This window comes from Caulobacter sp. P1_D6, assembly GCF_056406095.1.
Map to the genome: position 1 here is coordinate 19,835 of NZ_JBFUAW010000042.1, position 25,267 is coordinate 45,101.

General features: G+C 68.3%; 23 protein-coding genes and 1 pseudogene. 12 read left to right on the top strand and 12 right to left on the bottom strand.

Annotated features, from left to right (window positions below; genetic code table 11):
• Positions 1-167 precede the first annotated feature (167 nt).
• Positions 168-698 (top strand): gamma carbonic anhydrase family protein, encoded by a 531-nt coding sequence (locus tag AC1DYP_RS20720; protein WP_477047926.1) that lies wholly within the window; start codon positions 168-170, stop codon positions 696-698.
• A gap of 125 nt (positions 699-823) precedes the next feature.
• On the top strand, positions 824-2,914 hold the full coding sequence (locus AC1DYP_RS20725) for an ATP-binding protein (RefSeq protein WP_477047927.1): 2,091 nt from the start codon (positions 824-826) through the stop codon (positions 2,912-2,914).
• Here AC1DYP_RS20725 and AC1DYP_RS20730 read toward each other — a convergent pair.
• Positions 2,911-3,144, bottom strand: coding sequence for a CsbD family protein (locus AC1DYP_RS20730; RefSeq protein WP_477047928.1), 234 nt, complete (start codon positions 3,142-3,144; stop codon positions 2,911-2,913). The genes AC1DYP_RS20725 and AC1DYP_RS20730 overlap by 4 nt on opposite strands.
• Positions 3,145-3,332: 188 nt before the next feature.
• On the opposite strand from AC1DYP_RS20730, the gene AC1DYP_RS20735 reads away from it, so the two are divergent.
• The 3 genes from AC1DYP_RS20735 (at position 3,333) to AC1DYP_RS20745 (ending at position 6,689) form a co-directional block, all read left to right on the top strand.
• A complete protein-coding gene (locus tag AC1DYP_RS20735) occupies positions 3,333-3,983 on the top strand; it encodes a glutathione S-transferase family protein (protein WP_477047929.1) in 651 nt (216 codons plus the stop codon).
• Between the two features lie 84 nt (positions 3,984-4,067).
• Positions 4,068-5,732, top strand: coding sequence for a choline dehydrogenase (locus AC1DYP_RS20740; RefSeq protein ID WP_477047930.1), 1,665 nt, complete (start codon positions 4,068-4,070; stop codon positions 5,730-5,732).
• A gap of 15 nt (positions 5,733-5,747) precedes the next feature.
• Entirely contained in the window at positions 5,748-6,689 is a 942-nt protein-coding gene (locus tag AC1DYP_RS20745) for an aldo/keto reductase (protein WP_477047931.1), read from the top strand.
• A 120-nt stretch (positions 6,690-6,809) separates the two neighbouring features.
• Here the strand turns inward: AC1DYP_RS20745 and AC1DYP_RS20750 are convergent, their stop codons facing one another.
• Positions 6,810-7,358, bottom strand: coding sequence for a PAS domain-containing protein (locus AC1DYP_RS20750; RefSeq protein ID WP_477031924.1), 549 nt, complete (start codon positions 7,356-7,358; stop codon positions 6,810-6,812).
• Positions 7,359-7,545: 187 nt separating this feature from the next.
• Here AC1DYP_RS20750 and AC1DYP_RS20755 point away from each other — a divergent pair, with 187 nt between their 5' ends.
• Entirely contained in the window at positions 7,546-8,463 is a 918-nt protein-coding gene (locus AC1DYP_RS20755; protein WP_477047932.1) for a hypothetical protein, read from the top strand.
• A gap of 242 nt (positions 8,464-8,705) precedes the next feature.
• Here the strand turns inward: AC1DYP_RS20755 and cysE are convergent, their stop codons facing one another.
• Together cysE and AC1DYP_RS20765 are read right to left on the bottom strand one after the other, a co-directional pair.
• Positions 8,706-9,536 carry a serine O-acetyltransferase gene (cysE, locus tag AC1DYP_RS20760; protein WP_477031922.1) on the bottom strand — a complete coding sequence of 277 codons (831 nt, stop codon included), beginning with the start codon at positions 9,534-9,536 and terminating at the stop codon, positions 8,706-8,708.
• A gap of 128 nt (positions 9,537-9,664) precedes the next feature.
• Positions 9,665-10,273 (bottom strand): NUDIX domain-containing protein, encoded by a 609-nt coding sequence (locus tag AC1DYP_RS20765; protein WP_477047933.1) that lies wholly within the window; start codon positions 10,271-10,273, stop codon positions 9,665-9,667.
• A gap of 157 nt (positions 10,274-10,430) precedes the next feature.
• Between AC1DYP_RS20765 and AC1DYP_RS20770 the strand changes: the two genes are divergently transcribed.
• Together AC1DYP_RS20770 and AC1DYP_RS20775 are read left to right on the top strand one after the other, a co-directional pair.
• Positions 10,431-11,048 carry a nitroreductase family protein gene (locus tag AC1DYP_RS20770; protein ID WP_477047934.1) on the top strand — a complete coding sequence of 206 codons (618 nt, stop codon included), beginning with the start codon at positions 10,431-10,433 and terminating at the stop codon, positions 11,046-11,048.
• 330 nt (positions 11,049-11,378) lie between these two features.
• The gene (locus AC1DYP_RS20775; protein ID WP_477047935.1) at positions 11,379-14,279 is read left to right on the top strand and encodes a TonB-dependent receptor; all 2,901 of its coding nucleotides are present in this window, start codon (positions 11,379-11,381) and stop codon (positions 14,277-14,279) included.
• Between the two features lie 43 nt (positions 14,280-14,322).
• On the opposite strand, the pseudogene queF reads toward AC1DYP_RS20775, so the two are convergent.
• Positions 14,323-14,742 (bottom strand): annotated as a pseudogene (gene queF / locus AC1DYP_RS20780) (preQ(1) synthase); the annotation flags it as partial.
• A 103-nt stretch (positions 14,743-14,845) separates the two neighbouring features.
• Between queF and AC1DYP_RS20785 the strand changes: the two are divergent.
• Positions 14,846-15,649: an SDR family NAD(P)-dependent oxidoreductase gene (locus AC1DYP_RS20785; protein WP_477031917.1), complete on the top strand. Its 804-nt coding sequence runs from the start codon at positions 14,846-14,848 to the stop codon at positions 15,647-15,649.
• 254 nt (positions 15,650-15,903) lie between these two features.
• Entirely contained in the window at positions 15,904-16,617 is a 714-nt protein-coding gene (locus tag AC1DYP_RS20790) for a TorF family putative porin (protein ID WP_477047936.1), read from the top strand.
• Between the two features lie 69 nt (positions 16,618-16,686).
• Here AC1DYP_RS20790 and AC1DYP_RS20795 read toward each other — a convergent pair whose 3' ends face one another.
• From AC1DYP_RS20795 to AC1DYP_RS20805, 3 genes are all read right to left on the bottom strand, one after another.
• Positions 16,687-17,952: an MFS transporter gene (locus AC1DYP_RS20795; RefSeq protein WP_477047937.1), complete on the bottom strand. Its 1,266-nt coding sequence runs from the start codon at positions 17,950-17,952 to the stop codon at positions 16,687-16,689.
• Positions 17,952-20,351, bottom strand: coding sequence for a TonB-dependent siderophore receptor (locus AC1DYP_RS20800; protein WP_477047938.1), 2,400 nt, complete (start codon positions 20,349-20,351; stop codon positions 17,952-17,954). Before AC1DYP_RS20800 ends, AC1DYP_RS20795 begins: the two co-directional genes overlap by 1 nt.
• A gap of 147 nt (positions 20,352-20,498) precedes the next feature.
• Positions 20,499-21,242: a GntR family transcriptional regulator gene (locus tag AC1DYP_RS20805; RefSeq protein WP_477031937.1), complete on the bottom strand. Its 744-nt coding sequence runs from the start codon at positions 21,240-21,242 to the stop codon at positions 20,499-20,501.
• Between the two features lie 236 nt (positions 21,243-21,478).
• Between AC1DYP_RS20805 and AC1DYP_RS20810 the strand changes: the two genes are divergently transcribed.
• The gene (locus AC1DYP_RS20810) at positions 21,479-21,973 is read left to right on the top strand and encodes a pyridoxamine 5'-phosphate oxidase family protein (RefSeq protein WP_477047939.1); all 495 of its coding nucleotides are present in this window, start codon (positions 21,479-21,481) and stop codon (positions 21,971-21,973) included.
• A 4-nt stretch (positions 21,974-21,977) separates the two neighbouring features.
• Here AC1DYP_RS20810 and AC1DYP_RS20815 read toward each other — a convergent pair whose 3' ends face one another.
• Positions 21,978-22,778 (bottom strand): MetQ/NlpA family ABC transporter substrate-binding protein, encoded by an 801-nt coding sequence (locus AC1DYP_RS20815; protein ID WP_477047940.1) that lies wholly within the window; start codon positions 22,776-22,778, stop codon positions 21,978-21,980.
• Between the two features lie 150 nt (positions 22,779-22,928).
• Here AC1DYP_RS20815 and AC1DYP_RS20820 point away from each other — a divergent pair, with 150 nt between their 5' ends.
• Positions 22,929-23,177: a hypothetical protein gene (locus AC1DYP_RS20820; protein WP_477031911.1), complete on the top strand. Its 249-nt coding sequence runs from the start codon at positions 22,929-22,931 to the stop codon at positions 23,175-23,177.
• 3 nt (positions 23,178-23,180) lie between these two features.
• On the opposite strand, the gene AC1DYP_RS20825 is transcribed toward AC1DYP_RS20820, so the two are convergent.
• The 3 genes from AC1DYP_RS20825 to AC1DYP_RS20835 are packed head-to-tail and all read right to left on the bottom strand — an operon-like array spanning position 23,181 to position 25,234.
• Positions 23,181-23,549 (bottom strand): hypothetical protein, encoded by a 369-nt coding sequence (locus AC1DYP_RS20825; protein WP_477047941.1) that lies wholly within the window; start codon positions 23,547-23,549, stop codon positions 23,181-23,183.
• Between the two features lie 9 nt (positions 23,550-23,558).
• Complete coding sequence (locus AC1DYP_RS20830; protein ID WP_477047942.1) at positions 23,559-24,224, bottom strand: methionine ABC transporter permease; 666 nt, start codon at positions 24,222-24,224, stop codon at positions 23,559-23,561.
• A complete protein-coding gene (locus AC1DYP_RS20835; RefSeq protein WP_477047943.1) occupies positions 24,221-25,234 on the bottom strand; it encodes a methionine ABC transporter ATP-binding protein in 1,014 nt (337 codons plus the stop codon). Before AC1DYP_RS20835 ends, AC1DYP_RS20830 begins: the two co-directional genes overlap by 4 nt.
• Positions 25,235-25,267: the final 33 nt, after the last annotated feature.

The window sequence follows — 25,267 nt, forward strand, 5'->3', positions numbered from 1 at the left end:
GTCTCCGTCGTCGGGAGGCCGTGATCGATGATCGAGCACGGCTCGGATACGAGAAGAATGTCTCCCGATATGGGAGTGTTCCCCCTCGAATCGCACAAACACAATGGGGCGAGCATGGTTTATGAGCCGTTAAGGCTTTGCCCGATTTTAGAACACGAGGTGTACGGATGACTGTCTATTCCTTGGGCGCCACAGATCCCTCGCTTCCCGCGGATGGCGAATATTGGATCGCGCCCAGTGCCTCGGTGATGGGAAACGTCATCATGCGGAAGAACTCGAGCATTTGGTGGGGTGCAATAGTTCGCGGCGACAACGATCCGATCGAGATCGGCGAGAACAGCAACGTCCAGGACGGCTCAGTACTGCACACCGACGTCGGCAGCCCGCTGACCATCGGGGCGAACGTGACAATCGGCCACATGGTGATGCTTCACGGCTGCACGATCGGCGACGGCTCGCTGATCGGCATCGGCTCGATCATCCTGAACGGGGCCAGGATCGGGAAGAACTGCCTGATCGGCGCCGGCGCCCTGATCACCGAGGGCAAGGAAATCCCCRACAATTCGATGGTCATGGGCGCGCCCGGCAAGGTCGTGCGCGAAATCAGCGAAGGCCACGCCCTGATCCTGCAGGCCTCTGCCCTGCACTATGTCGAGAACTGGAAGCGATACCGGGCTGAATTGACGCGGATCGACTAGGAGGTGACAGCCGAAAGCGGATGCCGGCCTCGGCGCCCGTTACGCCCCAGCCTCCGATACGTCGGCAGCCCGACTTAATAAAATACCGACGGTTTGCGTTCATCCTTAAGGCCATGGCCTGGGAAATGCGTATCGCGGCGAACCCGAGACGAGTTTGGAATCCGGCGCAGCAACGCCTGGCGGTGCTGACGCTCGCCTACGCCGGGTGCATGGCCTACAGCCTGTTCCTGGCCGGCGCCGCCCAGCGCATCCCGACGATCTGGACCGCCAACGCCGTGCTGATCGGCGGCCTATTGCTGCTCAACCGCCGGCAAGGCCTGGCCCTTCTGGGCCTGACCGCCGTGGTCCATGTGCTGATGGAGCTGTCGGTCGGCGACTCGCCCCGGTTCGTGCTGACCGTCACCGTGCTGGACGTCCTGCAGACGACGGCGACGGCGGCCGTGCTGCGGCTGATGCATCTGCCGATCCGCGTGCGCTCGATGCGCGGCTTCCTGGCCCTGATGGCCGCCGCGACCGCGCTGACCGCCGCGAGCGCGATCGTCGTCAACGGCCTGCTGTCGATGAGCTTCGGCGGCCCGTTCCTGCGCGCCTGGAGCGAATGGACGACCTCCAACGTGCTGGGCGTGGCCATCGCCCTGCCGACCCTGCTGATCCTGTTCGACCGCCGTCACCGCGAGAGCTTCCGCATCAGCACGCTGGAGTCCGTGCTGGTCCTGGCGCTGGTGCTGGCCACCGCCGTGACCGTGTTCACCGCCGACGCCTCGCTGCAGGTGCTGTTGTTCGCGCCCGCCCTGCTGGCGGTGTTCCGCGGCGGACCGCGCGCGGCGGCGGTGCTGGTGACCGGCTCGCTGGCGGCGACCATCCCGGCGATCCTGCACAAGACCGGTCTGAACCCCGTCGCCGCCGTGCCGCCGCTGCGCGAGGCCCAGATCTTCCACCTGGTGCTCTATGCCGTCTGCCTGGCCGCCGCCCTGGCGCTGAGCCGCCAGTCGCGCCTGCAGGCCCTGCTGGTCCGCCGCCAGGCCGCGGCGCGGGCCGCCCAGGCCAAGGCCCAGGCCGCCAACCAGGCCAAGTCGGACTTCCTGGCCACGATCAGTCACGAGATCCGCACCCCGCTCAACAGCATCATCGGCTTCGCGGCCCTGGTCAGGGACGACCCCGACCTCTCGCCCGAGAGCCGTCGTCGCCTGGACCTGGTCGGCAGCGCCGGCCGCTCCCTGGCCGAGATCGTCAACGACCTGCTGGACTTCGCCAAGGTCGAGGCGGGCCGCCTGGACCTGGCCCTGGCCCCCGTCTCGCCCGCCGACTTGCTGGCCGACGCCGTCGCCATCGTCACCCCGGCCGCCCAGGCCAAGGACCTGCCGCTCGCGGTGACCGTCGAGACGACCGGTGAGGGCGACGAGGCCGCCCTGCTGGCCCTGGACGAGACCCGCCTGCGCCAGGTGCTGCTGAACCTGCTGGCCAACGCGCTGAAGTTCACCGCCCAGGGCGAGGTCGCCGCGCGGCTGACGATCGGCCCGGGTCCCGGCGACCTGCGCTTCGAGATCAGCGACACCGGCATCGGCATCGCGCCCGACGTCCAGGCCCGCCTGTTCCAGCGCTTCAGCCAGGCCGACAGCTCGATCAGCCGCGGATATGGCGGCGCGGGGCTGGGCTTGGCGATCAGCAAATCCCTCGTCAGCCAGATGGGCGGGCAGATCGGCGTCGCCAGCACGCTCGGCGAGGGCTCGCGGTTCTGGGTGGCGTTGTCCGCCGAGGTCGTCGCCCGGCCGGAGCCCGCGACGCCCGCGCCGGTCGAGCTGGAGGCGACCCGCCCCGCCCGCGTGCTGCTTGTCGACGATCATCCGATGAACCGCGAACTGGGCCACGCCCTGCTGACCCTGGCCGGCTGCGAGGTCACCACGGCCGACGACGGCGCCCAGGCCCTGGCGGCCGCGCGCCTGGACGACTTCGACCTGATCCTGATGGACGTCCACATGCCCGGCATGGACGGCCTGGCCGCCGCCCGCGCCATCCGCGCCCTGCCCGGTCCGCAAGGCTCGGTGCCGATCATCGCCCTCAGCGCCGACGTTCTGCCCGAACAGATCGCCCGCTGCCGCCAGGCCGGCATGGACGACCACGTCGCCAAGCCGATCCGCCGGGAAGACCTGCTGGCCGCGGTTTCGCGAGCGTTGGGGATGGACCGTGGAGAGACGACGCGGACGCGGGCCAGTTAGTCCTTGGCGTCCTTGACCGCGCCCTTCAGGTCGCCTTGCTTGACGCCGCCGACGACCTTGTCTTCCTTGCCCTGCTTCTTCAGGTCCTTGTCGCCGATGACCTTGCCGACTCCGGACTCGACCTTTCCCACGGTCTCCTGCTTGCGCCCGGCCTCCTTGTCGCAAGCGCTCAATCCCGCCACCGCGATCATGAGCGTCAAGGCAAGGCAAAGGGGGCGCAGCTGGCTCATGGTCGAAAACTCCGTTGGAAGGGGATGCGGCCAGAGCGGCCAGACGCCTTCAACGCAAGCGGAGCCATAACGATCCAGAGACTTGCATTCTCGGCGCGACGCCGCGATCCGCGATAAAAACTCGGCGCGCATGTCGCGAAGCCGTCCGGTCGTTCGTCATCTAGATACCTGGACCTCGGAGAAAGACGATGAGCCCCACCATCACCGCCTTCAAGACTTCGCCCGATCGCGGCCGTGGCCTGGCGCGCGACATGTCGGTTCGCTGGGCGCTCGAGGAAGTCGGCCAACCCTATGACGTGCGGCTCGTCACCTTCACGGAAATGAAGGAGCCCGCGCATCGCGCGATCCAGCCCTTCGGCCAGATCCCCACCTATGAGGACGGCGAGCTGACGCTGTTCGAGTCGGGCGCCATCGTGCTGCACATCGCCGAGCGCCATCCGGGCCTGTTGCCGGACGACGCCAACGCCCGGGGGCGCGCGATCGCCTGGATGTTCGCCGCGCTCGTCACGATGCAGCCGCCGATCGTCGAGCACGGCATGGCCACGCTGTTCGAACGCGACAAGCCCTGGTTCGAGGACCGTCTGTCCGGCCTCGAGCAACAGGTCCGCGTCCGGCTGGGCGACCTTTCCAACCGGCTCGGCGACGCCGAATGGCTCGACGGCGTGTTCAGCGCGGGCGACATCGCGATGGTGACCGTGCTGCGCAGACTGGGGTCGTCGGGCTTGGTCCAGGACTATCCGAACCTGGCCGCCTACGTCGCCCGCGCCGAAGCGCGCCCCGCCTTCAAGCGCGCGTTCGACGCTCAGCTGGCGGTGTTCAACGCCGGCTCGGCAGGCTGACGTAACGGCCTCTTGCCGCCCGTCCAAACCCGCGTCACTCTCTGTCTTAACAACGATAACATTCCAGGGAGGCGACGTCGGGCCATGGCCAGCACGCGCTACGACTACGTCATCATCGGCGCCGGCTCGGCCGGCTGCGTCCTGGCGGCCCGGCTGACCGAGGATCCGGACGTCAAGGTCCTGCTGCTGGAGGCCGGCGGCAAGAACACCTCGATCCTGGTGCGGATGCCCGCCGGCGTGGGCGAGCTGATCAAGGCCAAGGGCGACCAGAACTGGGGCTTCTGGACCGAGGCCGAGCCGCATCTCAACGATCGCAAGCTGTGGTGGCCGCGCGGCAAGGGCCTGGGCGGAAGCTCGGCCATCAACGGCATGATCTACATCCGGGGCCATGCGCGCGACTACGACCAGTGGCGGCAGATGGGGCTGTCGGGCTGGTCCTATGCCGAGGTCCTGCCCTACTTCAAGCGCTCGGAAAGCCACCATGGCGGCGGCGACGCCTATCACGGCGGCTCGGGACCGCTGCACGTGTCGCACGGCGAATCCAAGAGCCCATTCTATCCGACCCTGATCGAGGCCGGCCGTCAGGCGGGCCATGCGACGACCAAGGACTTCAACGGCTACCGGCAGGAGGGCTTCGGCCCCTACGACCTGACGATCCGCGACGGCAAGCGCTGGAGCGCGGCGGCGGCCTATCTGACGGCGGCCCTGACCCGGCCGAACCTGACCTGCGTGACCGAGGCCCGCACCACCCGCATCCTGATCGAGAACGGCAAGGCGATCGGCGTCGAGTACGTGGTCGGGACCAGCCCGGAACGCGTCGTCGCCCATGCCGACGCCGAGGTGCTGCTCAGCGCCGGCGCCGTGCAGTCGCCGCACATCCTGCAGCTGTCGGGCATCGGCGATCCGGACGACCTGAAGGCCCAGGGCATCGCGGTGACCCACGCGGCCAAGGGCGTCGGCGCCAACCTGCAGGACCACCTGGACGTCTGCCTGTCGTGGACGACCAAGAACCTGGTCACCGCCTATTCGGCCAACAAGGGCCTGAAGAAGCTGGGCACGGGCCTGTCCTACATGCTGATGGGCAAGGGCCTGGGCCGGCAGCAGTTCCTGGAGAGCGGCGCATTCCTGAAGTCGCGTCCCGACCTCGACCGTCCCGACCTGCAGATCCACGGCGTGCTGGCGATCATGCAGGACCACGGCAAGACCCAGGTCGAGAAGGACGGCTTCACCCTGCACGTCTGCCAGCTGCGTCCCGAGAGCCGCGGCAAGGTCGGCCTGCGCTCGGCCGATCCGTTCGACGATCCCACCATCCTGGGCAACTACCTGGCGACCGAGGAAGACCGCCGCGCCATCCGCGAGGGCGTGAAGATCGCCCGCGAGGTGGTGGCCCAGGCCGCCTTCGATCCCTATCGCGAGGCCGAATACGCGCCCGGCGCCGACATCAAGAGCGACGCCGACATCGACGCCTGGGTGCGGGCCAAGGCCGAGACCATCTACCACCCGGTCGGCACCTGCCGGATGGGCGCGACGGGCGATCCGCTGGCCGTGGTCGACGACCAGCTGCGGGTGCAGGGGATTTCGGGACTGCGGGTGATCGACGCCTCGGTCATGCCCAACCTGATCGGCGGCAACACCAACGCCCCGACCATCATGATCGCCGAACGCGCCTCGGACCTGATCCGCGGCAAGGCCGTTCTGCCGGCCGTGGACGTACCGGTGTTCGAGGACGGCCGGGCGGCGGCGGCCTAGCGGCAGGGAAACCCAATGAACCACCGCCCCCTGGGCCGCTCAGGCCTCTCCGTCGCGCCGCTGGTGTTCGGCGGCAATGTGTTCGGTTGGACCGCGGACGAAGCGACCTCGTTCCGGCTGCTCGACGCCTTCGTCGACGGCGGCTTCAACGCGGTCGACACCGCCGACGTCTATTCGGCCTGGGTCCCCGGTCACGTGGGCGGCGAGTCCGAAAGCGTGATCGGCCGCTGGCTGAAGCCGCGGGGCAAACGCGACGACGTGCTGATCCTGACCAAGGTCGCGATGTGGCCGGCCCAGCCCGGGCTGTCGGCGGCCAACATCGCCTCGGCGGTCGAGGGGTCGTTGAAGCGGCTGCAGACCGACTACATCGACCTCTACCAGGCCCACCAGGACGACGACGCCACCCCGATCGAGGAGACGCTGGAGGCCTTCGACCGGCTGGTGAAGGCGGGCAAGGTGCGGGCGATCGGCGCCTCGAACTTCTCGCCCGAGCGGCTGTCGGCTTCGCTCAAGACGTCGGAGACGCTGGGTCTGGCCCGCTACGAGACCATCCAGCCGAAATTCAATCTCTATGACCGCCATGAGGTAGAGGGGCCGCTGGCCGAACTGGCGGCGCGAGAGGGCTTGGGCGTCATCCCCTTTTACGGCCTGGCCGCCGGCTTCCTGACCGGGAAATACCGCACCGACGCCGACCTGGAGGGCAAGGCGCGGTCGCGGACCATCCTGCGCGACTACTGGAACGACAAGGGCAAGCGGATCCTGGTCGCCCTGGACGCGGCCGCCAAGGCGGTGTCGGCCAGCCCGGCCCAGGTCGCCCTGGCCTGGATCATGGCCCATCCGGCGATCACGGCCCCGCTGGCCAGCGCCACCAGCGTCGAGCAACTGGACGAACTGATGGGCGCGGCCCGGCTGGCCCTGCCGGCCGAGGTGATCGAGGCGCTGAACGCGGCGGGCTAGGCTTGAAGATCAATGGGGAGGGGTCGCCCCTCAGCGCCCCCTCCCCATCCGCGGCGCGCCCCCGAAGCCCCCGCGCCGCCCTTTCCGTCCCCCCGGCACGGAAAAGCTCGAAATGTCTCTCTAGGCGATGCGCCGTCCGTGCAGCGTCGCCAGCCGCAGGCGCGGCGATTCCTCGTTGGCCGGGCCCAGGCTCTGGATCTTGCGCACGCCCAGTTCAGAGGCCGGACGGCCCATCAGGCGCTGGATCATGGCGACAGGCTGGTAAAGGCCCAGGAAACGGTCGGTCTGGCCGTCGGCGCCGACCATCGGCGCCAGCAGCACCTCCATGCCCACCGACGGCGCCCCCACGGCGCGGATGTCGGCGGTGATCACGACAGGCTCGCCCCGGCGGCGCGCGACCTCCAGGGCTGACTTGACCTCCAGCCGATGCGACAGCGCCCAGAAGCCCAGGGCGTCCTCGCCGCGCAGGTCGCGGGCGTGCAGGTCGGTGACGAAACCGCCGGCCAGACGCACGGGATAGCGACCCTTCTCGTCGCGCCCGAGAATGAACACCTGGGGCAGCAGATCCAGGAATTCGCCCGGATTGACGCTGGCGCGCGCGGGCACGCCGTCGTTAACGGCCTTGCTACGCCAATAGTCTATCAACCGTTCCGTGCTTGGATGGAACATCGTCGTTCCCCTCGCGGGCTCGCTCGCGGTCCCTTTTTCGACCGCACCGGGCTTGCAGGGAGAACCGGGCCAGCCCCCGGACCGTATCGTCCTGGGACAGTTTCTCGGTCGAACGGCGACCATGGCGTGGTTCTTGCTTGGCTTTTGGCCGAGCGGCACGCCGACGTGTTGTGAAGGGAAGAGGCCTATGCGGGCGCCGAAATTGACCTTGCCCAAGCTGTGGATCAGCCTCGCCGCCGGCCTCCTCGGAGGATTGGGCGCGCTGGTGCTGGGCGGGGCCGCCCAAGCCCAATGCGGCAGTTGCACGCCGCCGCCCTGCTGCGCGCCGCCCCCGGCCCCGCCGCGTCCGCCCACCCCGCCCAGCTGCAACACCTGCGGCGGCGGCCATAACGTCTATGTGCCCGGCATCAACATCCATGTCGGCGGCTCGGTCGTCGTCAACGCCAGCGCCTCGGCCACCAGCTCGGCCTCGGCCGGCGCGGGGGCCGGCGCGGGGGCCGGCGCCGGCGCCTCGGCCGGCACGACCGTCTATTACGGCGGCGGCACGCATGGCGGCTACTATTCCGGCCCGGTCTCGACCGGCTACATCCAGGGCCTGAACGTCGAGGGCAGCGAGGCCCGCCGTCGCGCGTCCTACGAAGCCACCCGCACCAAGTTCAAGCGCGTGGTCATCCGCGCCGTCTGCCTGGACGACCGCGACGTGCCCCACCCCGCCTCGCAGGTCACCCCCGACCGCGACATCGACAACGGTTACGACGGCGAGCTCTACCGCTGCATCGCCGGCTCGCGCATGCAGTACGTGATCGGCGCCTACGAGGGCTCCAGCGAAAACAACTTCGCCGGCGAGACCTATGTCTGCGGCAAGAACGACGCTCTCTACTACGCCCCCGGCGCCCAAGGCGGCACCGTGGCCTGCCGGCCGCAACGCCCGGCCCGCGACTGCAACGAGCGCTCGCTGCTGCGCCGCTACGGCGCCGGCGTGAAGGTCCTGACCATGCTGACCACCGAGAAGTACACCGCCTATCGCGAGGAAACGGTGCGCGAGCAGTCCAGCTCGGGCCTGAGCCTCAGCCTCGACGGCGGCGTCGGCGGCGTCGTCTACTAGGACGGCGGATAATCCAGAAGGCAGAAGGGCCGCTTCCTCGGGGAGCGGCCCTTTCTTTTTGACACCTCAAACGCCCGTCATCCTCGGACTTGTTCCGAGGATCCCTAGGTCCGCCGCGACGGCCGTGGGGTGGCGGGCCTGCCCGCCATTGAGCCGACAGCTCAGTTGAACGAGGGGTCCTCGGAACAAGTCCGAGGATGACGGTGGGTGGGTAGGGGCGGCCGGTGTGTAACCCGCGCGCTCTAGATCACGTAGTCGTAGACCACGTCGGCCAGCGTATGGTCCATCGTCCGGGCCGGCTCTTCGCAGGTGGGGCAGTTGACGATCCGGGCCGGCACGCCGGCGGCCGTGCAGTGCGGCGGCACGGGCTTGAGCACCACCGAACCGGAAGCGATCTTGGCGTATTCGCCGATCGTGATGTTGCCCAGCACCTTGGCGCCCGCACCCAGCAGCACGCCCTTGCCGATCTTGGGGTGGCGGTCGCCCCGGTCCGCGCCGGTGCCGCCCAGCGTCACGCCGTGCAGCATCGAGACGTCGTCGCCGACCACCGCGGTCTCGCCGATGACGATGCCGGTGCCGTGGTCGATGAACACGCCCTTGCCGATGCGGGCGGCCGGATTGATGTCGACCTGGAAGACCTCGCTGGCCCGGCTCTGCAGGTAAAAGGCCAGGGTCTCGCGGCCCTGGGCCCACAGCCAGTGCGACACGCGGTGGGTCTGCAGGGCCAGGAAGCCCTTGAAGAACAGGAACGGCTGGACATAGCCCTTCGTGGCCGGGTCGCGCTCGAACACCGCCATCAGGTCGGCCTCGGCGGCGGCGACCAGCGACGGGTCGCTCTCGAAGGCGTCGGCGGCGAACTCGCGGGCGGTCATGGCCCGCATCTCCTGGTCGCCCAGCTTGCGCGCCAATTGGAACGTCAGGGCGTCGGCCAGGTTGTCGTGGCTGAGGATCACGGCGTTGAGCAGCGAGGCCAGGGCCGGCTCGGCCTTGGCGGCGTGTTCGGCCTGGTTGCGCAGCGCGGCCCACACGGGGGGCGTCGTTTCCTGCGTCACGACCTCAAGATGCTTGGCCACCGGGATCTCCCTCGCCCACGTCGCCTATAGAGCATCCTTTTTGAAGATGCTCCAGACGTCCTTTGGATTCAACGGCCAAGCCGCCGAACCGCCATTTTCAAAAAACACTCAGGCATTTAAGAACGCGCCTAAGCCAGCACAAGTCGCGCCAGGTCGACCGGCAGCTCGCCCTTCACCGCCATATGGTGCACTCGAAGCAGTAAAGCCACCGTCAAAGAGTCCGGCATGTGGCCCAAAACCGCTGCGTCGAGGGCCTCTCCGAACGGCACGCGGACCATCGCCAGGTCCTCGGTCTCGTCCGGCGCGGTCGCCGTGGGCGTCAGGTCCAGGGCCAGATAGCCGTGGCAGAACTCGTCGGTGATCGAGTTGGACAGCTCCATCTTCAGGATCAGTCGCCAGTCGCCGGCCAGCAGGCCGACTTCCTCGGCCAGTTCGCGCTTGGCGCCCTCCAGCGGATCCTCGTCCAGCGGCGCGCCGCCTTCGGGAATCTCCCAACTGTAGTTGGCATGGGTGAAGCGGTTCTGGCCCACCAGGGTCACCGTACCGTCGGCGTGCAGCGGCACGATCCCGATCGCCCGGTTCTTGAACGCCACCTTGCCGTAGAGGGCCGGCCGGCCCGTCGGAGCGATCGTCTGATACTCGGTCAGGGTGATCCAGGGATTGTCGTAGACGATCGTTTCGCTGGTCACCGACCACGGCGTCCCGTGCGCTTTGAGCCAGGCAGGTTTATCGGTCATGCGAACGACTCGCGACTTGTGGTGACCGAGGCTCGGCCATAGGTGTGCTCGCTCTAGCATTTTCGAGCGAAGTGGATTCCGGTTCGCGTGAAGAAAATGCGCCAAACAAAAATCTGGAGACCGGCACGGTCTCCGGCCGCGCTTCCTGGAGGTCGTCTTGACCGGTTCCGTTCCCCCTGCCCCCGAATTTGGCGAAGTGCTGCCGATCGAGCCGTCGCAGGCGGTGCTGGACTTCCTGGCCAAGCGGCGCTCGGCGTCCGCCATGAGCCTGACCGCGCCGGGTCCCGACGACGCCCAACTGACCGACCTTCTCCGCCTGGCCGCCCGCGTGCCCGATCACGGCAAGCTGTCGCCCTGGCGGTTCGTGATCCTGCGCGGACCGGCCAAGGACGCCTTTGCCGAGAAGATCACCGCCCTGGCCGACAGCCAGGCCAATCCGGTCAAGGCCAACGCAGCCCTGCGCAAGCTGACCCGCCCGCCGGTCGCCGTGGCGGTGATCTCGCGCTTCATTCCCGGCGAGATCCCCGAGTGGGAGCAGCGCCAGAGCGCCTCGGCCGTCTGCCAGCAGATGCTGCTGGCCGCCGCCGCCATGGGCTGGGGCGCCAACTGGATCACCGACTGGTATTCCTACGATTCGCGCGCCAAGGCCGTCCTGGGCGTGGCCGACGGCGAACTCGTGGCGGGCTTCCTCTATCTGGGGACCTCGACCGAGGCTCCGCAGGAGCGCGTGCGGCCCGACGTGGCGGCGATCACCACGGAATGGTCCGCCGACTGAGAGACCCATGGCGCCGCCTGTTGCGTTTCCGCATCGGTCCCGCGCCTTTATTCGGGCTCGTCCCGCTCGAAATGACAGCTAACGCCATAGAATGGCCACTTGGCTAGTCTCTACTCCCAAAGCGTGGGACTTAAAGAGCGCAAGCTTCGTCGTGCATCATGCGCGACATTTTATGTAACAGTCCTGCATCAATTCGACCTTAAGTATCGGTAACTTGTCATCTTGCCTTGGGTTGCCTAAGGCCAAGCTCGACGTTGTCTGCGTACTTACACGCCGACCAAAACTTTTCGGCCGACGGGGTTTATGACGCTCTCACTGTTAATTCTCGGCATGTCCGCCGCCCTCGAAGGCGCGCCTGAAGCCGCTCCCGCGCAGCAACAACCGGCGGCGCAGGTCCAGCAGACGCCGCAGCAGGCCTCCGGGGCGGCTGCCGGCGCCGAGGCCGATCCGTACGCCGCCGAGGTCGACGCGGTCGAGGTCGTGGCCGGCAAGCCGCGCGGCTCCGTCGAGGGCGACGTCAAGCCAGAGCTGAGCCTCAACGCCGCCCAGATCCGCGCCTACGGCGCCGGCAGCATCACGGAACTTCTGGCGTTCATGGAGCCCCAGCTTCGCACGGGTTCGAGCCGAGGCGACGGCCAGCCGGTGATCCTGATCAACGGCCGTCGCACCTCCGGCATGCAGGAAATCCGCGACATCCCGCCCGAGGCCATCGAGCGCTGGGACATCCTTCCCGAGGAAGTCTCGCTGACCTACGGCTACCGCGCCGACCAGCGGGTGGTGAACATCGTCCTGCGCCGCCGCTTCCGCGCCGTGACCACCGAGGCGGGCCTCAAGGGCGCCACGAACGGCGGGCGCACCAGCGAAGACCTGCAGAGCACGCTGTTCCGGGTGCAGGGCGACCAGCGCTGGCTGTTCAACGGCAAGGTCACGCATGACTCGACGCTGTTCGAGACGGAACGCGACATCACGCGCGCGCAGCTGAGCCAACCCTACGACCTGACCGGCAACGTCGTCGGCGTGAACGGCGGGGAGATCGATCCGGCCCTGAGCGCCATTGTCGGGTCGCCTGTCCGGTACGCCCCCGTCCCCGCCTCGGCCGCGCTCGGCGCGCCGACCCTGGCCGACTTCGCCGCGAACGCAGGCGTTCCGGCCAGCGACGACCTGACCGCCTGGCGCAGCCTGGCCCCCAACAACACCACCGCCAGCCTGACCGGCGCGGTGACCCGGCCGCTGGGCAAGGCGTCCATGATCACGATCAGCGGCGGCTTCGACGACACCAGCTCGCTCAGCTATCTGGGCCTGCCCGGCGTCCGAGGTCTGCCCCTCGCCGTGGGCGGCCCGGATCAGCGCCTGATCGTGCCGACCGGCAATCCGTTCTCGCCGTTCACCACCGACGTCGCGGTCTATCGCTTCGCCGACGACTACGTGTCGATGCTGCGCAAGACCGACACCCAGAAGGCCACGGTGTCGGCGGCGGCCAACGGCCGGATCGACGAGTGGCGCTGGAGCGCCACCGGCGGCTACGTCTATTCGACCAGCGAGACCACCACCGGACGCGGCCTGGACGCCACGGCCTTCATCCAAGGCGTCGCCGCCGGCAACCCGGCGCTGAACCCGTTCGGCAACATCCCGTCGGAACTGATGAGCCGCGTCTCGCCCGACACCGCCCATTCGACCTCCAACACCGCCAACGGCGAGGTCGTGCTGATCGGCAAACTGATGCAGGTCCCGGCCGGCGGTGTTTCGACCACCTTCAAGGCCGGCGCCGACACCCAGAACCAGGATTCCCGCAGCACCCGCCAGGGCATTGCGGTCGACCGGGACATCTCCCGCACCAGCGGCAACCTGCAGGCCAATATCAGCGTCCCGCTGACCAGTCGCTCCAAGGACGTGCTGCCGTTCCTGGGCGACCTGTCGGTCAACTTCAACGGCCAGTACGAGGAGGTGTCGGACTTCGGCGGCCTGACCACCGTGGGGGCCGGCGCCAACTGGACGCCGGTCGATCCGGTCACCTTCATCGTCAGCTACAGCGACGACCAGGGCGCGCCCAGCGCCTCGCAACTGAACGATCCGATCCTCTCGACGCCGAACGTCTCGATCTTCGACTTCAGGAACAATCGGACCGTGCTGGCCACCCGCATCGAAGGCGGCAATCCGAACCTGCTGTCCGACAGCCGCCAGGTGCTGAGGCTGAGCGCCACCATCCGGCCCCTGCCCCGCACGGCCAAGACCAACCTGCAGATCAACGCCAACTACACGGCCACGCGGGTCGACGATTCGACCAACAACTTCCCGGCCATCACGGCCGACATCGAACAAGCCTTCCCCGACCGCATCCGCCGCGACGTCGACGGCAACCTGCTCTCGGTCGACGCGCGGCCGGTGAACTATGCCAAGACCCAGCAGCAGCAGATCCGCTGGGGCTTCAACCTGTCGCGGCCGTTCGGCCAGCCACGTCCCGCGCCGGCCGGCTTCCCGGGCGGCGGCGGCGGTCCGCCTTCCGGCAGTGGTGGCGGCGGTGGCGGCGAAGGCCCCGGCGGCGGCCCCGGCCCGAGCGGCGGCGGTGAGAACACCGGCGGTCCCAGCGCGACCGGCGGAGGCGGAGGAGGCGGAGGCGGCTTCCGAGGCGGTGGCGGCGGTGGTGGCGGCGGCGGTGGTTTCCGTGGTCCGCGCCCCGGCCAGGGCCAGTTCCAGGTCTCGCTCTACCACACCTGGAAACTGAAGGACGAGATCACCATCCGCGACGGCCTGCCGATCATCGATCGCCTGAACGGCGGTTCGGGCGCCAGTCCCGAGCACGAGGTCCAGCTCCAGGCGGGCCTCTCCAAGAGCGGCATGGGCGCGTTCCTGAACGGCAGCTGGCGTAGCGGCTATCGCCTGAACGGCAGGACCGCCGATAGCGACCTGTTCTTCGGGGACCTGTCGACGGTCAGCCTGAACCTGTTCGCGGACCTGTCGTCGCGCCCCGACCTGCTGCGGGCCCATCCGTGGCTGCGCGGTTCGCGGGTGCAGTTGCAGGCCCAGAACCTGTTCGACACCCGTCAGGACGTGCACGACCGCCTCGGCATCACGCCCCAGGCCTATCAGCCGGACTATCGCGACCCGATCGGCCGGACGGTGCGGATCAGCTTCCGCAAGCTGATCGGCCCGGCCCGCCCGGTGCAGCCGCCAGGCCGCCGCCCGCCCCCGGTTCCGACCCCGCCGCCCGCGCCGGCGCAACAGCCGCGCTAGGCGCAAAGAAAAAAGGGGCGCGKCCGGCCGGACGCGCCCCTCCGGGCACCCACAGCCCTTCCGGCGCCGGGCCGGTCTGCCAGAACACGTCGATCGGGATGCCCCCGCGCGGATACCAGTAGCCGCCGATGCGCAGCCAGCGGGGCTGGGCGATCTCGACGATCTTGCGGCCGATCTTGACCGTGCAGTCCTCGTGGAACGAGCCATGGTTGCGGAAGCTGGTCAGATAGAGCTTCAGCGACTTGCTCTCGATAAGCCAGTCGCCGGGCGCATAGTCGATCACCAGGTGCGCGAAGTCCGGCTGGCCGGTCACCGGGCACAGCGAGGTGAATTCCGGGGCCACGAAACGGGCCAGATAGGTCACGTCGCTCTGCGGGTTGGGCACCCGCTCGAGAACGGCCTGGTCGGGACTGGCGGCGGGTTCGACCACCTGGCCCAGTTGGGTGACATGAAGTTCGGTCATGGGCGGTCATCTAGGCCCCGGACCGCCGCGAGACAAGCGCGCGCGGCGTCGCTATCGTCGCACCAAACAAGCGTTTAGGCCCAAGGGCCTGGGGAGACGGCAGATGAGCGGACGGGATTTCGACGGCTTCACGGTGGTGGTCACCGGCGCCTCCACGGGCCTGGGCCGGGCCATGGCGGTCGAGACCGCCCGGCGCGGCGCCGGCCTGGTGGTCGTCAACTTCGCCAGCAGCGCGCAGGAAGCCGAGGAAACCGCGCGGCTGATCGCGGCCGAGGGCTCCAAGGCCGTCCTGGTCCAGGGCGACGTGGCCCAGGACGCCGACTGTCGTCGGATCGCCGAGGCGGCGGCCGGCACGGGCCGGATCGACGCGCTGTTCAACAACGCCGGCGTCACCAAGTTCGCGCCAGACCATTCCGACCTCGACGCGGTCGACGCCGAGGACTTCCTGCGGCTCTACGCTGTCAACGTGGTCGGCGCGTTCCAGATGGTCCGCGCCGCCCGCAGCCTGCTGGAGGCCGCGCCCCAGCCGGGGGCCGTGGTCAACACCGCCTCGATCGCCGGGGTGGTCGGCAACGGCTCGTCCGTGCCCTACGCCGCCTCGAAGGGCGCCTTGACCACCATGACCCTTTCGCTGGCCCGGGCCCTGGCGCCCCGCATCCGGGTCAACGCCGTCTGCCCCGGATTCATCGACACGCCCTGGTTCGGCAAGGCGATGGACGCCGAACGTGTTGATCGTTTGCGCACGGGAGCGGCCGCGGCCACGCCGCTGAAGGTCGCCTCGACCGCCGAGGACATCGCCGGATCCGCCGTGTTCCTGGCCTCGCCCGCATCAAGGCACGTCACCGGCGAAACGCTGTTGGTAGACGCCGGACTGCACTTGGGCGGAGCGAGTCTGGCGATGCGCTAAAGCCGCAGGTAAAGCCCAAACAAACGTTCCGTCGACACTGTGGCGCCCAACGTCACTTCTGAAGCAAAATCGTCACACTTCGCCCATTCTTTGTGCCCAGGGCGCCGTTTGTGCTGGCGATTTAACCACTGCGATTGCAACTAGGGCTAAGCCGACAACTATTCCTGTTGTGGCCAAACACGCTTGCAGGCGTCGCTGGACGGCGAAGGCTCCAAACCCTTCGGTCGGCAAAACGAAATAAGGGGATAGAACACATGAAGTTTCTGAAACTGGCGCTGGTCGCCGCCGCCGCCTCGGTCGCCATGAGCGGCGCCGCCATGGCTGAAGAGCTGAAGCTCTCGTACAACGTCGGCGTCGCCAGCGACTACATCTTCCGCGGCGTCAGCAACACCAACGGCAAGGGCCAGGTCTTCGGCGGCGTCGACGCCACCTACGGCATCGGCTACGCGGGCGTGTGGGCCTCGAACGTCGACTTCGGCACGCCGAACCCCGACACCGAAATCGACGTCTACGCCGGCGTGAAGCCGACCATCGGCGCCGCCGCGCTGGACTTCGGCGTCATCTACTACGGCTACGACAAGGACAAGAACGGCGCTCCGGGCCAGTACGGCTACATCGAAGTCAAGGCCGCCGCCTCGACCGCGGTCGGCCCGGGCACCGTCGGCGCCGCCCTGTACTACTCGCCGGAATTCCCGGGCGAAGGCGGCGAAGCCCTCTACGGCGAAATCAACGGTTCGGTTCCGATCGGTGAAAAGCTGACCCTGACTGGCGCCCTGGGCCGTCAGGAAGTCGACGCCGACGGCTACTACGCCGGCATCAGCAGCAGCTACACCACCTACAACATCGGCGTCACCGCCGCGATCACCGACCACCTGTCGGCTGACTTCCGCTACTCGGACACCAGCCAACACAAGTTCGGCGAAATCTTCGGCGAAGCCTTCACCGCCTCGCTGAAGGCCTCGTTCTAAGCTTTTAGAACTGCCTGACGAACGAGCCGCCCCGACTTCGGTCGGGGCGGCTTTTTCTTTGGGCGGCGATCATGCGGTCGGCTTCGGCGGCCGCATGAACAGCGCGGCCACGAACACCACCGCCGTCAGCGCCGCGAACAGCAGGAAGGCCGGGGTGAACGAACCGACGCGGTCGCGGATGGCGCCGCCGATGAACGGTCCCGCCGCCGACACCGCCCCGATCAGGCAGGTCAGCGAGAACAGCTCGACATTGTTGCGGCGTCCGAAGTAGTTCAGCAGCAGCAGGCTGACGGCCAGCACGGTCAGGCCGAAACCGACGCCCACCCCGACCGCGTAGAGGGTCAGCAGGAACGGCGTCGCGGCTTGCGACAGGGCCAGCAGCCCGACCACCAGCAGGCCCTGGGCGAACACCAGCAGCCAGCGCGGATCGATCCGATCGCCGATCGCCCCGCCGCCCAGCCGCGCGACCACCTGCATGCCGCCTTCGAGGCTGAGCATGCCCGCCGCCACCGCGCCCGCGACGCCCAGCTGGGTCAGGTGGGCCTGGGTCAGGCTGGCGGCGCTGATCCCGGCCAGCAGATGGCTGAAATAGGCGGCCAGCAGCACGTAGAACTGCGGCGTGCGCACCGCGTCGCGGACGCTCCATTCGTGGTCGGTGTGATAGACGTGGCTTGGCGTCTTGCCGGCCTTGGCTTCGGCGTCCAGCTCCCGGTCCAGCGCGGCGCCGGCCTGCTCCAGCCAGCGCGGGCCGCCCACGGCGACGGCGCAGATCAGGCCCACCAGCCCCACGGCCACCGCCTGCAGCGCCCAATAAAGCCGCCAGTCGTTGTGGGTCGCCCCCAGGACGCTGACCACCATCCACGGTCCCGCCACCCCGCCCAGCGCGCCGAAGGTGAAATAGATCCCGAACGGCAGGGCCCGTTCCTTGAAGATCGCCGACAGCACGTGGGTGCCGGGGATCAGGGCCGCCATCTGGAAGCCGATCCCGCATAGGGCTGTCCCGAAGAAATAGATCGGCAGGGCGTGGACCCGCGACAGGCAGGCCAGGCCGCCGGCCATCACCGCCACCCCCACCAGGATCGCGCCGCGCACCCCGATCCGGCGGATCAGCAGGGCCGGCAGCCAGGACGAGAGGCCCGTGAACACCCCCAGGATCGTGAAGCCGAGAAAGGCATGCTCCCAGCTCCAGCCCAGCTCCGGAACCATGGCCGGGATCACCACGCCCAGCGACGAATAGGTCGCCGCCGTGATCAGGAACAGCAGCAGGCTGAACACGCCGACCAGCAGCCAGGGACGCCACGCGGTCGTGGTCCGGGAAATCGACAGGTCGGTCATCAGAACGTCCGCTTCAGGGTCACGCGCCATTCCCGCCCCTTGCCGGGCAAGGCCCCGAGATTGGCATAGGTGTCGGCATCCGGGGTGAAATAGAGCTTGTCGAGCAGGTTATCGACGTTGAGCTCTGCGGTGTACGGCCCGCGCGTCACATAGGCCGAGGCGTTGACCACGGCGTAGGCGGGATAGGTCACCGCGTCCTGCACCGTGCCCGAGGTCTTGGTCACATGGGTGACGCCCAGGGTGGCGCCCGCCGAACCCCAGTCATGGGCGTCGCTGGTATAGGCGCCGTACAGGCTGACCACCGACTTGGGGATCAGGGTGTAGTCGTAGTCGCCCGCCCGTCCCGGCAAGGTGTTGAAGGTCCAGACGACATAGCTGCCGCCATAGCCCTGCGCGCCGGGCACGCCCGCCGTATAGGCCGGGATGTACTGGAACGACTGGTCCGGCCCCTTGACGGTGGTGTGCTGGGTGTTCCCGGTCGCCGTGAAGCTCAGATGCTCGGAGGCCAGCCACCGGACCTCCAGTTCCACGCCCTTGGCCCGCGTGCCCTGCACCACCGGCGTCAGGCCCGATAGCTGGGTGCGGTTCTGGCGATAGGCGGCGAGCGAGCCGACCAGGGTTCCGCGCAGCAGCTGGAATTTCACCCCGGCCTCGGCAAGGTCGCTGTCCGACAGCCACGAGCCGTCGGCGACCAGGCCCGGGGCGATGTCGCCCGCCTGGCTGACCTCCAGGGCCGAGGCCTTGGCGTAGCTGATATAGGGCATCAGCCCGACCGGCGTCTGGTAGGTCAGGCTGGCGCTGTAGGTCCCCTTCCCCCGGTTGTCGGTCTGGCGGCCGGCGACGGTGAACGGCAGGAAGCCGGTGTCCTCGGCCTCGACCTCGTACCAGTCGTAGCGGCCGCCCAGGGTCAGGGTCAGGCGCTGGCCGAACTTGATGTCGCTGGTGAAGAACAGGCCCGTCTGGCTCCAGGTGCTCCTGTTGTCGTTCTCCCACTCCAGGCCCTGGACGCCGGCCGGCTCGGTGCTGAACGGRCTGTCGATGATGTCGTTGGGCTGGGCGCCGACCGAGATGTCGCGACGATCGATGGCGATCATGCCGCTGTTGAAGCTCTCGCGCCGACGGCCGTCGAACGCCCGATAGCCCGCCCCGACGATGGTGTTCGTGCTCACCGCCCCGAACGCGCGCTTGAAGGCGTAGCTGGCCCGCGCCTCCCAGACCGAACTGTCGAACCAGGCCGGATAGCCGTACGAGACGAAGCGCTTGTTCTCCTGGTCGTCGTAGAACAGCTGCAGCTTCAGCACGCTGTCGTCGTCGAACCGCTTGGCCAGGTCGAAATAGAGGGTGTTGGTCCAGGTCTTCGAGAAGTCGGCGGCGCTGACATAGACCGTGCGCGGGTCCAGCTTCGTCGTTCCCACCCCGGTGTCCAGCGTGTGGTTGGCGTCGGTGGCGGGGGCCCCGAAATACGGGATGTAGAGGGCGCTGCCGAACGGGTAGAAGCCCACCTCGCCCGGGGTCAGCCGACCGTTGCCGTCGGCGTCGACCAGGGTGGTGTCGCGGCCGGTGATGTAGGTCTGATGGTCGATCAGGTCCTGGGTCAGGCGGTCCCAGCCCGGCGTCTGGATGTCGCCGGTCGAGTGATAGACCATGCCGCCGAAGGCCGTGCTCCAGCCGTTGTTCAGGTCGAAGTCAGCCGAGATCTCGGCCAGTTGCCGCTTGGGGTGCAGGCCCCGGTAGAAGCTCTTGGAGTCGTCCAGCTCGCTATAGGCGTAGATCCCGCCATCGGCCGAACCCAGCTTGACTGGCAGGGCGGCCTGGCCGGTCAGGTTCTTCTTGTCGTAGGCCCCGAAGGTGGCGGTGACCTCGCCCTTGGGATCGGTCAGGAAGCGGCCCTCGTCGCGCGCGGACTTCGGGATGAAGTTCAGCATGCCCCCGACCTTGCCCGCGCCATAGATCGGGGTCGGCGGACCGCGCACGATCTCGATCTGGGCCGCCCCGCCGATCGGGGTGGAATAGGTGCCGCGGTTCTCGACCCGCTTGAAGCCGCGGAAGTAGTTCTCGGCCAGGGTGCCGCGGATGTTGAGCGCGCCCGGGACGCCATAGAAGCTGGCCGTGTAGGTCCCCGGCGAGACCGCCGTCAGCCCGTCGATGGTCTCGATGCCGAACCGCTGCAGGGTGGTGTCGCTGACGAAGCTGGCCGAGCGCGGCGTCTCCAGCAGCGACTTCTCCAGGCCGAACACCGTGGTGCTGGGCTGCTTCTCCAGCAGACCCGCCTTGTCGCGGGCCAGGACGATGACTTCGTCTACGGCGTCGGCCTGGGGCGCATCCTGGGCCAAGGCGTATCCGGCCGTGAACAGGCCGGTCGCCATGGCGCTGCTCAGCAGGAAGACGCGGATCGACATCGTGGAAAGCTCCAAATCCGCCGAGGGAGCAGCGGTGGAGCTAGCAAATGGGATGTTACGCAACGTTCGTCAAGACGTTATGTAACATTTCAGAAGAAATTATATTGAGGCCGCGATTAGGAAAGCAGAAGGCGTCGCGGGACGCTCTCAGCCTTCCAGCAGCGGCCGGGTCGCCTCGGGCATGATGTTGAGCACGCGCATCATCGCCAGCTTGGCGCCCTCGACGTCGCCGCGGGCGATCACGTCAGCCACGGCGCGGTGCTGCTCGACGTCCGAGATCAGCTCGGCCTCGGTGGCCGCGCCGAACGAGAACACCCAGTAGCGGGCGGCCTTGTGCTGCAGGGGGATGAGGATGCGGGCCAGGGCCATGTTGCCGCCGGCGCGGGCCACGGCGGCGTGGAAGCGCTGGTCCATGGCCACCAGGGCCGGCAGGTCGCGGTCGCGCGCGGCCTGCTCGCCGCCGTCGAAGGCCGCGCGGATGGCGTCGGCCTCGGCCTTGCTGGCGTGCTTGGCGGCCAGACCCGCGCAGTGCGGCTCGATCAGGGCCCGGGCGTCATAGCCCTGGCGCAGCTCGACCAGGTCCAGCGGCGCGACCGTGGTGCCCGAGCGGGCGCGGCGGATCACCAGCCCCTCCAGGGCCAGCCGTCCCAGGGCGTCGCGCACCCCGGCCAGACCGGCGTCGTAGCGCGCCGCCAACGACTGCTCGTCCAGGCGCGCGCCCGGCGCCAGCCGACCCAGGATCAGGTCCAGCAGGATGCGCTCGTAGACCTTGGCCTTCTGCAGGTCGGGCGACCAGTCCTCGAGCCCCGAAGACGAGCAGATGTCCAGCACCAGCATCCGGTCGCGGCCGCCAGCCGGTTGGGCGCCGGCCAGGGCGTCGTCAGGGGCCATGAACTGTCGCAAGGCGGGGCTCCGAGTAAGCAAGCCCTGATATGTACGGTGAAATGTCAGCTTCGCCTAGGGCGACTGATCTACTTCAGGACGCAAGCAAGCAAACCACCAGCGGAAATCGGCGGTTGTGCTAGTCTTCACGGCAGCCGCGCCCGCGCCACGCCGCTCTTCGCCGAGATTTCTGCCGGCTTTCTTCGCGGACCTTCGGTCATCCGACGCGAGCAGGAGACGACGCCATGACCTCCACGGACATAGCCGCCGAAGCAGCCGGCAAGAGGGCGCTGCAAATCCTCTCCGAGAACCGGATCATGGCGGTGGCCACCCTGCGTCCCGACGGCTGGCCACAGGCGACCATGGTCGGCTACATCCATGACGGCCTGACGCTGTATTTCGTCGTTGCCCGCGATGGACAGAAGCTCGCCAACATCCAGCGAGACGCCCGGGTCTCGATCGCGATCGGGCGGCATGACGGTGACGGCTCCGATCTTCGCGGCCTGTCGATGGCGGCCGACGCCATCGAGGTCACCGACGCCAACGAGGTTCGCCGCCTCAACGCCATGCTCGTGAAGCGCTACCCAGAACAACAGGTCTTCAATCCGCATGGCGCGTCGGTGGCGGTGATGAAGGCTACGCCGTTGGTGATCTCGCTGATCGATCCCCACGGCGGCCTGGACCAGTCTCCGCTGCTGCGGGTGGACCCGCTGACCGGCGCGCTCCGACGGGCCGATTAGCGCCCTAGAACGCCGGCACCACCGCGCCGCCGTACTTGCGCTCCATGAACGCCTTCACCTCCGGCGAGGTCAGGGCCTTGGCCAGCTTCTGGACGCGCGGGTCGTCCTTGTTGTCCGGCCGTCCGACCAGATAGTTCACATAAGGGCTGTTCTTGTCCTCGATCAGCAGGGCGTCCTTGGACGGGTCCAGCTTGGCGTCGAGGGCGTAGTTGGTGTTGATCACCGCCAGGTCGACCTGGCCCAGGGTGCGCGGCAGGGTCGCGCCCTCCAGTTCCTTGAACTTCAGGCCCTTGGGGTTGCTGTCGATGTCCTTGAGGCTCAGCGACTTCTTGCTGGTGTCCAGGCCGATGACATTGCCGCGCGCCAGTAGGCGAAGGGCGCGGTCCTCGGTGCTGGCGTCGTTGGGAATGGCCACCGTCGCGCCCTGGGGCAGGTCGGCGATCGCCTTGTGGCGGCTGGAATAGGCGCCGATCGGCTCGATGTGCACGCCGATCACCGGCACCAGGTTGGTGCCCTTGTCGGCGTTGAAGGTCTCCAGGTACGGCAGGGTCTCGAAATAGCTGACGTCCATGCGCTTCTCGGCGACCTGGATGTTGGGCTGGACGTAGTCGTTGAAGACCTTGACCTCGATCTTCAGCCCTTCGGCGGCCAGTTTCGGCTTGATGAACTCCAGCACTTCGGCGTGCGGGATGGCCGTGGCGGCGACCGTCAGGGTGTCGGCGGCGCTGCTGGCTGCGGGCTTCTTGCCACAGGCGGCCAGCGAAAGAACGGCGAGGCTGACGAGAAGGGCGCGGCGGGCGACCATGAACGGCTCCGTTAAGGCGATTAATCGGGTCGGGTATTGCCCGCTTCCCGTCGGATCGGGAAATCAGTTTTCCTGAACCGACGCGCAGAGTCTTGGATCATTTCAGCCCCGCGTCTTGACCCGAAGGCCAAACAGGTCGCCTGGAGAAGGATGGCCAGAGAAACCGTCTATATCGTCCAAGCCTACAAGGCCGGTCGCGGCAAGGGCCTGAAGGCCGAGCAGCAGGTCGGCTGCAAGGACGCCGAGGAAGCCCGCCGCAAGGCCGAGCGCCTGGCGCCGATCCGCGAAGGCGTCGTGGCCTTCGCCGCCTCGGCCGACGTCGAGCTGGGCGATTACGACGAGAATCCACAGATCATCTTCAAGGCCGGCCGACTGCCGTTCCCGTTCGATCAGGCCTGAGGCCTATTCCTCGTCGTTCGCCGGCTCTTCCGGCCCGGCGATGGTCCAGCTGGACAGGAAGTCGGGGTTCTCGACCGTCTCACCGCCGGTCAGCGGATAGAGACCCGGCTTGGCGGCCGTGATGTTCGAGGTCTGGGGCGGCAGGGTCGTGGTGTCGCCGTCCTGCGGACCCAGCAGGTCGAGCAGGATCCCCTCCTCCGCATCGGCGGTGATCACCACGCCGTGGAAGGCCTCGCGCCCTTCCAGTTCGCCGTCGGCGTCCAGATAGGTCAGGTTCACCAGCATGATCTTGCCGACCAGGCCCTGGGCGAAGCTTTCGTCCCAGTGCTCGGGCGGCGGGGCGGACAGGATGGGGATGTCGTCGTCGGTCATGGGAGGGTTCTAGCGGTGCGAGACGCGGCGCACCACCGCGTCGCCGACCATCTGCAGCGCCTGGACCAGCACCAGCAGCACCACCACCGTCACCACCATCACGTCGGTCTGGAAGCGCTGGTAGCCGAAGCGGATGGCTAGGTCGCCCAGGCCGCCGGCGCCGACCACGCCGGCCATGGCGGTGTAGGACACCAGGGCGATGGCCGTGACGGTCGCAGCGGCGATCAGGCCCGGCATGGCCTCGGGCAGCAGAGCGCCCAGCACCACCTGCCGCCGCTTGGCRCCCATGGCGAAGCTGGCCTCGATCACGCCTTTGTCCACTTCACGGAGAGCGGTCTCGACCAGGCGGGCGAAGAACGGCGCGGCGCCGACCACCAGCGGCGGGATCGCCCCCGGCACGCCCAGCGAGGTGCCGACCAGGGCCACGGTCAGCGGGATCATCACGATCAGCAGGATCACGAACGGCACCGAGCGCAGGATGTTGATCACCAGCGACAGCACGCCGTTGGCCACGCGGTTCTGCAGCATCTGCCCCTTGCCGGTCAGGAACAGGATCACGCCCAGCGGCAGGCCCAGGATCACGGTCAGCACCATCGAGCCGCCCAGCATCGACAGGGTGTCCAGCGTCGCCTGGCCGATCTCCGACCAGTCGATGTTCTCCATGAAGGCGCTCATCGGCCCGCCTCCGTGACCAGGTCGACCCGGACGCCGTCGGCCTGGAACCGCCTGATCGCCGCCTCGACGTCGCCGCCGGTCAGGGACAGGGTCAGCTGACCATAGGGCGTCTCGCGCAGACGATGGATGCGGCCGCCCAGGATCGAATAGTCGACGCCGGTCTCGCGGGCCACCGCGCCCAGGATCGGCTTGTAGGTCGCCTCGCCGCGGAAGGTCAGGCGCACCACGCGGCCGTCGACCGCCGCCCCGGCCTCGCCCGGAACGCCGTCGGCCTCCATGACGAACCGCCGGGCCGTGGCGCTGGCCGGGTGGAGGAACACCTCCTCGACCGCCCCGGTCTCGACCACCTTGCCGCCCTCCAGCACCGCCACCCGGTCGCAGACCCGGCGCACCACGTCCATCTCGTGGGTGATCAGCACGATGGTCAGGCCCAGTTCGCGGTTGAGGTTGGAGACCAGCTCCAGGATCTGTTCGGTGGTCTCGGGATCCAGGGCGCTGGTGGCCTCGTCGCACAGCAGCACCTTGGGACCGGTCGCCAGGGCGCGGGCGATGCCGACCCGCTGCTTCTGGCCGCCCGACAGCTGGGCCGGATACTTGTTCGCGAAATCGCTCAGCCCCACCCGCGCCAGCAGTTCGGCGGTGCGCGCCTTGACCTCGGCCTCTGGCCGACCGGCCAGTTTCAGCGGGAAGGCGACGTTGCCGGCCACGGTCTTGGACGACAGCAGGTTGAAGTGCTGGAAGATCATCCCGACCCGGCGGCGCAGGGACCGCAGCCCCTCGACGCCCAGGGCCGCCACGTCGTCGCCGTCGACCACGACCTTGCCGCCCGACGGCTTCTCCAGGCCGTTGATCAGCCGGATCAGCGTCGACTTGCCCGCGCCCGACGCGCCGATCACCCCGAACACCTCGCCGGGCGCGACCGACAGGCTGACCCCGCTGAGAGCGGCGCGCCCATCGTCCTTGGCGCCGGCTCCGGCATAGGTCTTGGAAACATCGTCGAAGGTGATCAAGGGCGAGGCCTGAAAGCGGAAGGGCGGCCGTCA

Coding starts and splice junctions, on each gene's coding strand:
- AC1DYP_RS20725 (WP_477047927.1), top strand. CDS start 824: ATGCGTATCGCGGCGAACCCGAGACGAGTTTGGAATCCGGCGCAGCAA.
- AC1DYP_RS20730 (WP_477047928.1), bottom strand. CDS start 3,144: ATGAGCCAGCTGCGCCCCCTTTGCCTTGCCTTGACGCTCATGATCGCG.
- AC1DYP_RS20735 (WP_477047929.1), top strand. CDS start 3,333: ATGAGCCCCACCATCACCGCCTTCAAGACTTCGCCCGATCGCGGCCGT.
- AC1DYP_RS20740 (WP_477047930.1), top strand. CDS start 4,068: ATGGCCAGCACGCGCTACGACTACGTCATCATCGGCGCCGGCTCGGCC.
- AC1DYP_RS20745 (WP_477047931.1), top strand. CDS start 5,748: ATGAACCACCGCCCCCTGGGCCGCTCAGGCCTCTCCGTCGCGCCGCTG.
- AC1DYP_RS20750 (WP_477031924.1), bottom strand. CDS start 7,358: ATGTTCCATCCAAGCACGGAACGGTTGATAGACTATTGGCGTAGCAAG.
- AC1DYP_RS20755 (WP_477047932.1), top strand. CDS start 7,546: ATGCGGGCGCCGAAATTGACCTTGCCCAAGCTGTGGATCAGCCTCGCC.
- AC1DYP_RS20765 (WP_477047933.1), bottom strand. CDS start 10,273: ATGACCGATAAACCTGCCTGGCTCAAAGCGCACGGGACGCCGTGGTCG.
- AC1DYP_RS20775 (WP_477047935.1), top strand. CDS start 11,379: ATGTCCGCCGCCCTCGAAGGCGCGCCTGAAGCCGCTCCCGCGCAGCAA.
- AC1DYP_RS20785 (WP_477031917.1), top strand. CDS start 14,846: ATGAGCGGACGGGATTTCGACGGCTTCACGGTGGTGGTCACCGGCGCC.
- AC1DYP_RS20790 (WP_477047936.1), top strand. CDS start 15,904: ATGAAGTTTCTGAAACTGGCGCTGGTCGCCGCCGCCGCCTCGGTCGCC.
- AC1DYP_RS20795 (WP_477047937.1), bottom strand. CDS start 17,952: ATGACCGACCTGTCGATTTCCCGGACCACGACCGCGTGGCGTCCCTGG.
- AC1DYP_RS20805 (WP_477031937.1), bottom strand. CDS start 21,242: ATGGCCCCTGACGACGCCCTGGCCGGCGCCCAACCGGCTGGCGGCCGC.
- AC1DYP_RS20810 (WP_477047939.1), top strand. CDS start 21,479: ATGACCTCCACGGACATAGCCGCCGAAGCAGCCGGCAAGAGGGCGCTG.
- AC1DYP_RS20815 (WP_477047940.1), bottom strand. CDS start 22,778: ATGGTCGCCCGCCGCGCCCTTCTCGTCAGCCTCGCCGTTCTTTCGCTG.
- AC1DYP_RS20820 (WP_477031911.1), top strand. CDS start 22,929: ATGGCCAGAGAAACCGTCTATATCGTCCAAGCCTACAAGGCCGGTCGC.
- AC1DYP_RS20825 (WP_477047941.1), bottom strand. CDS start 23,549: ATGACCGACGACGACATCCCCATCCTGTCCGCCCCGCCGCCCGAGCAC.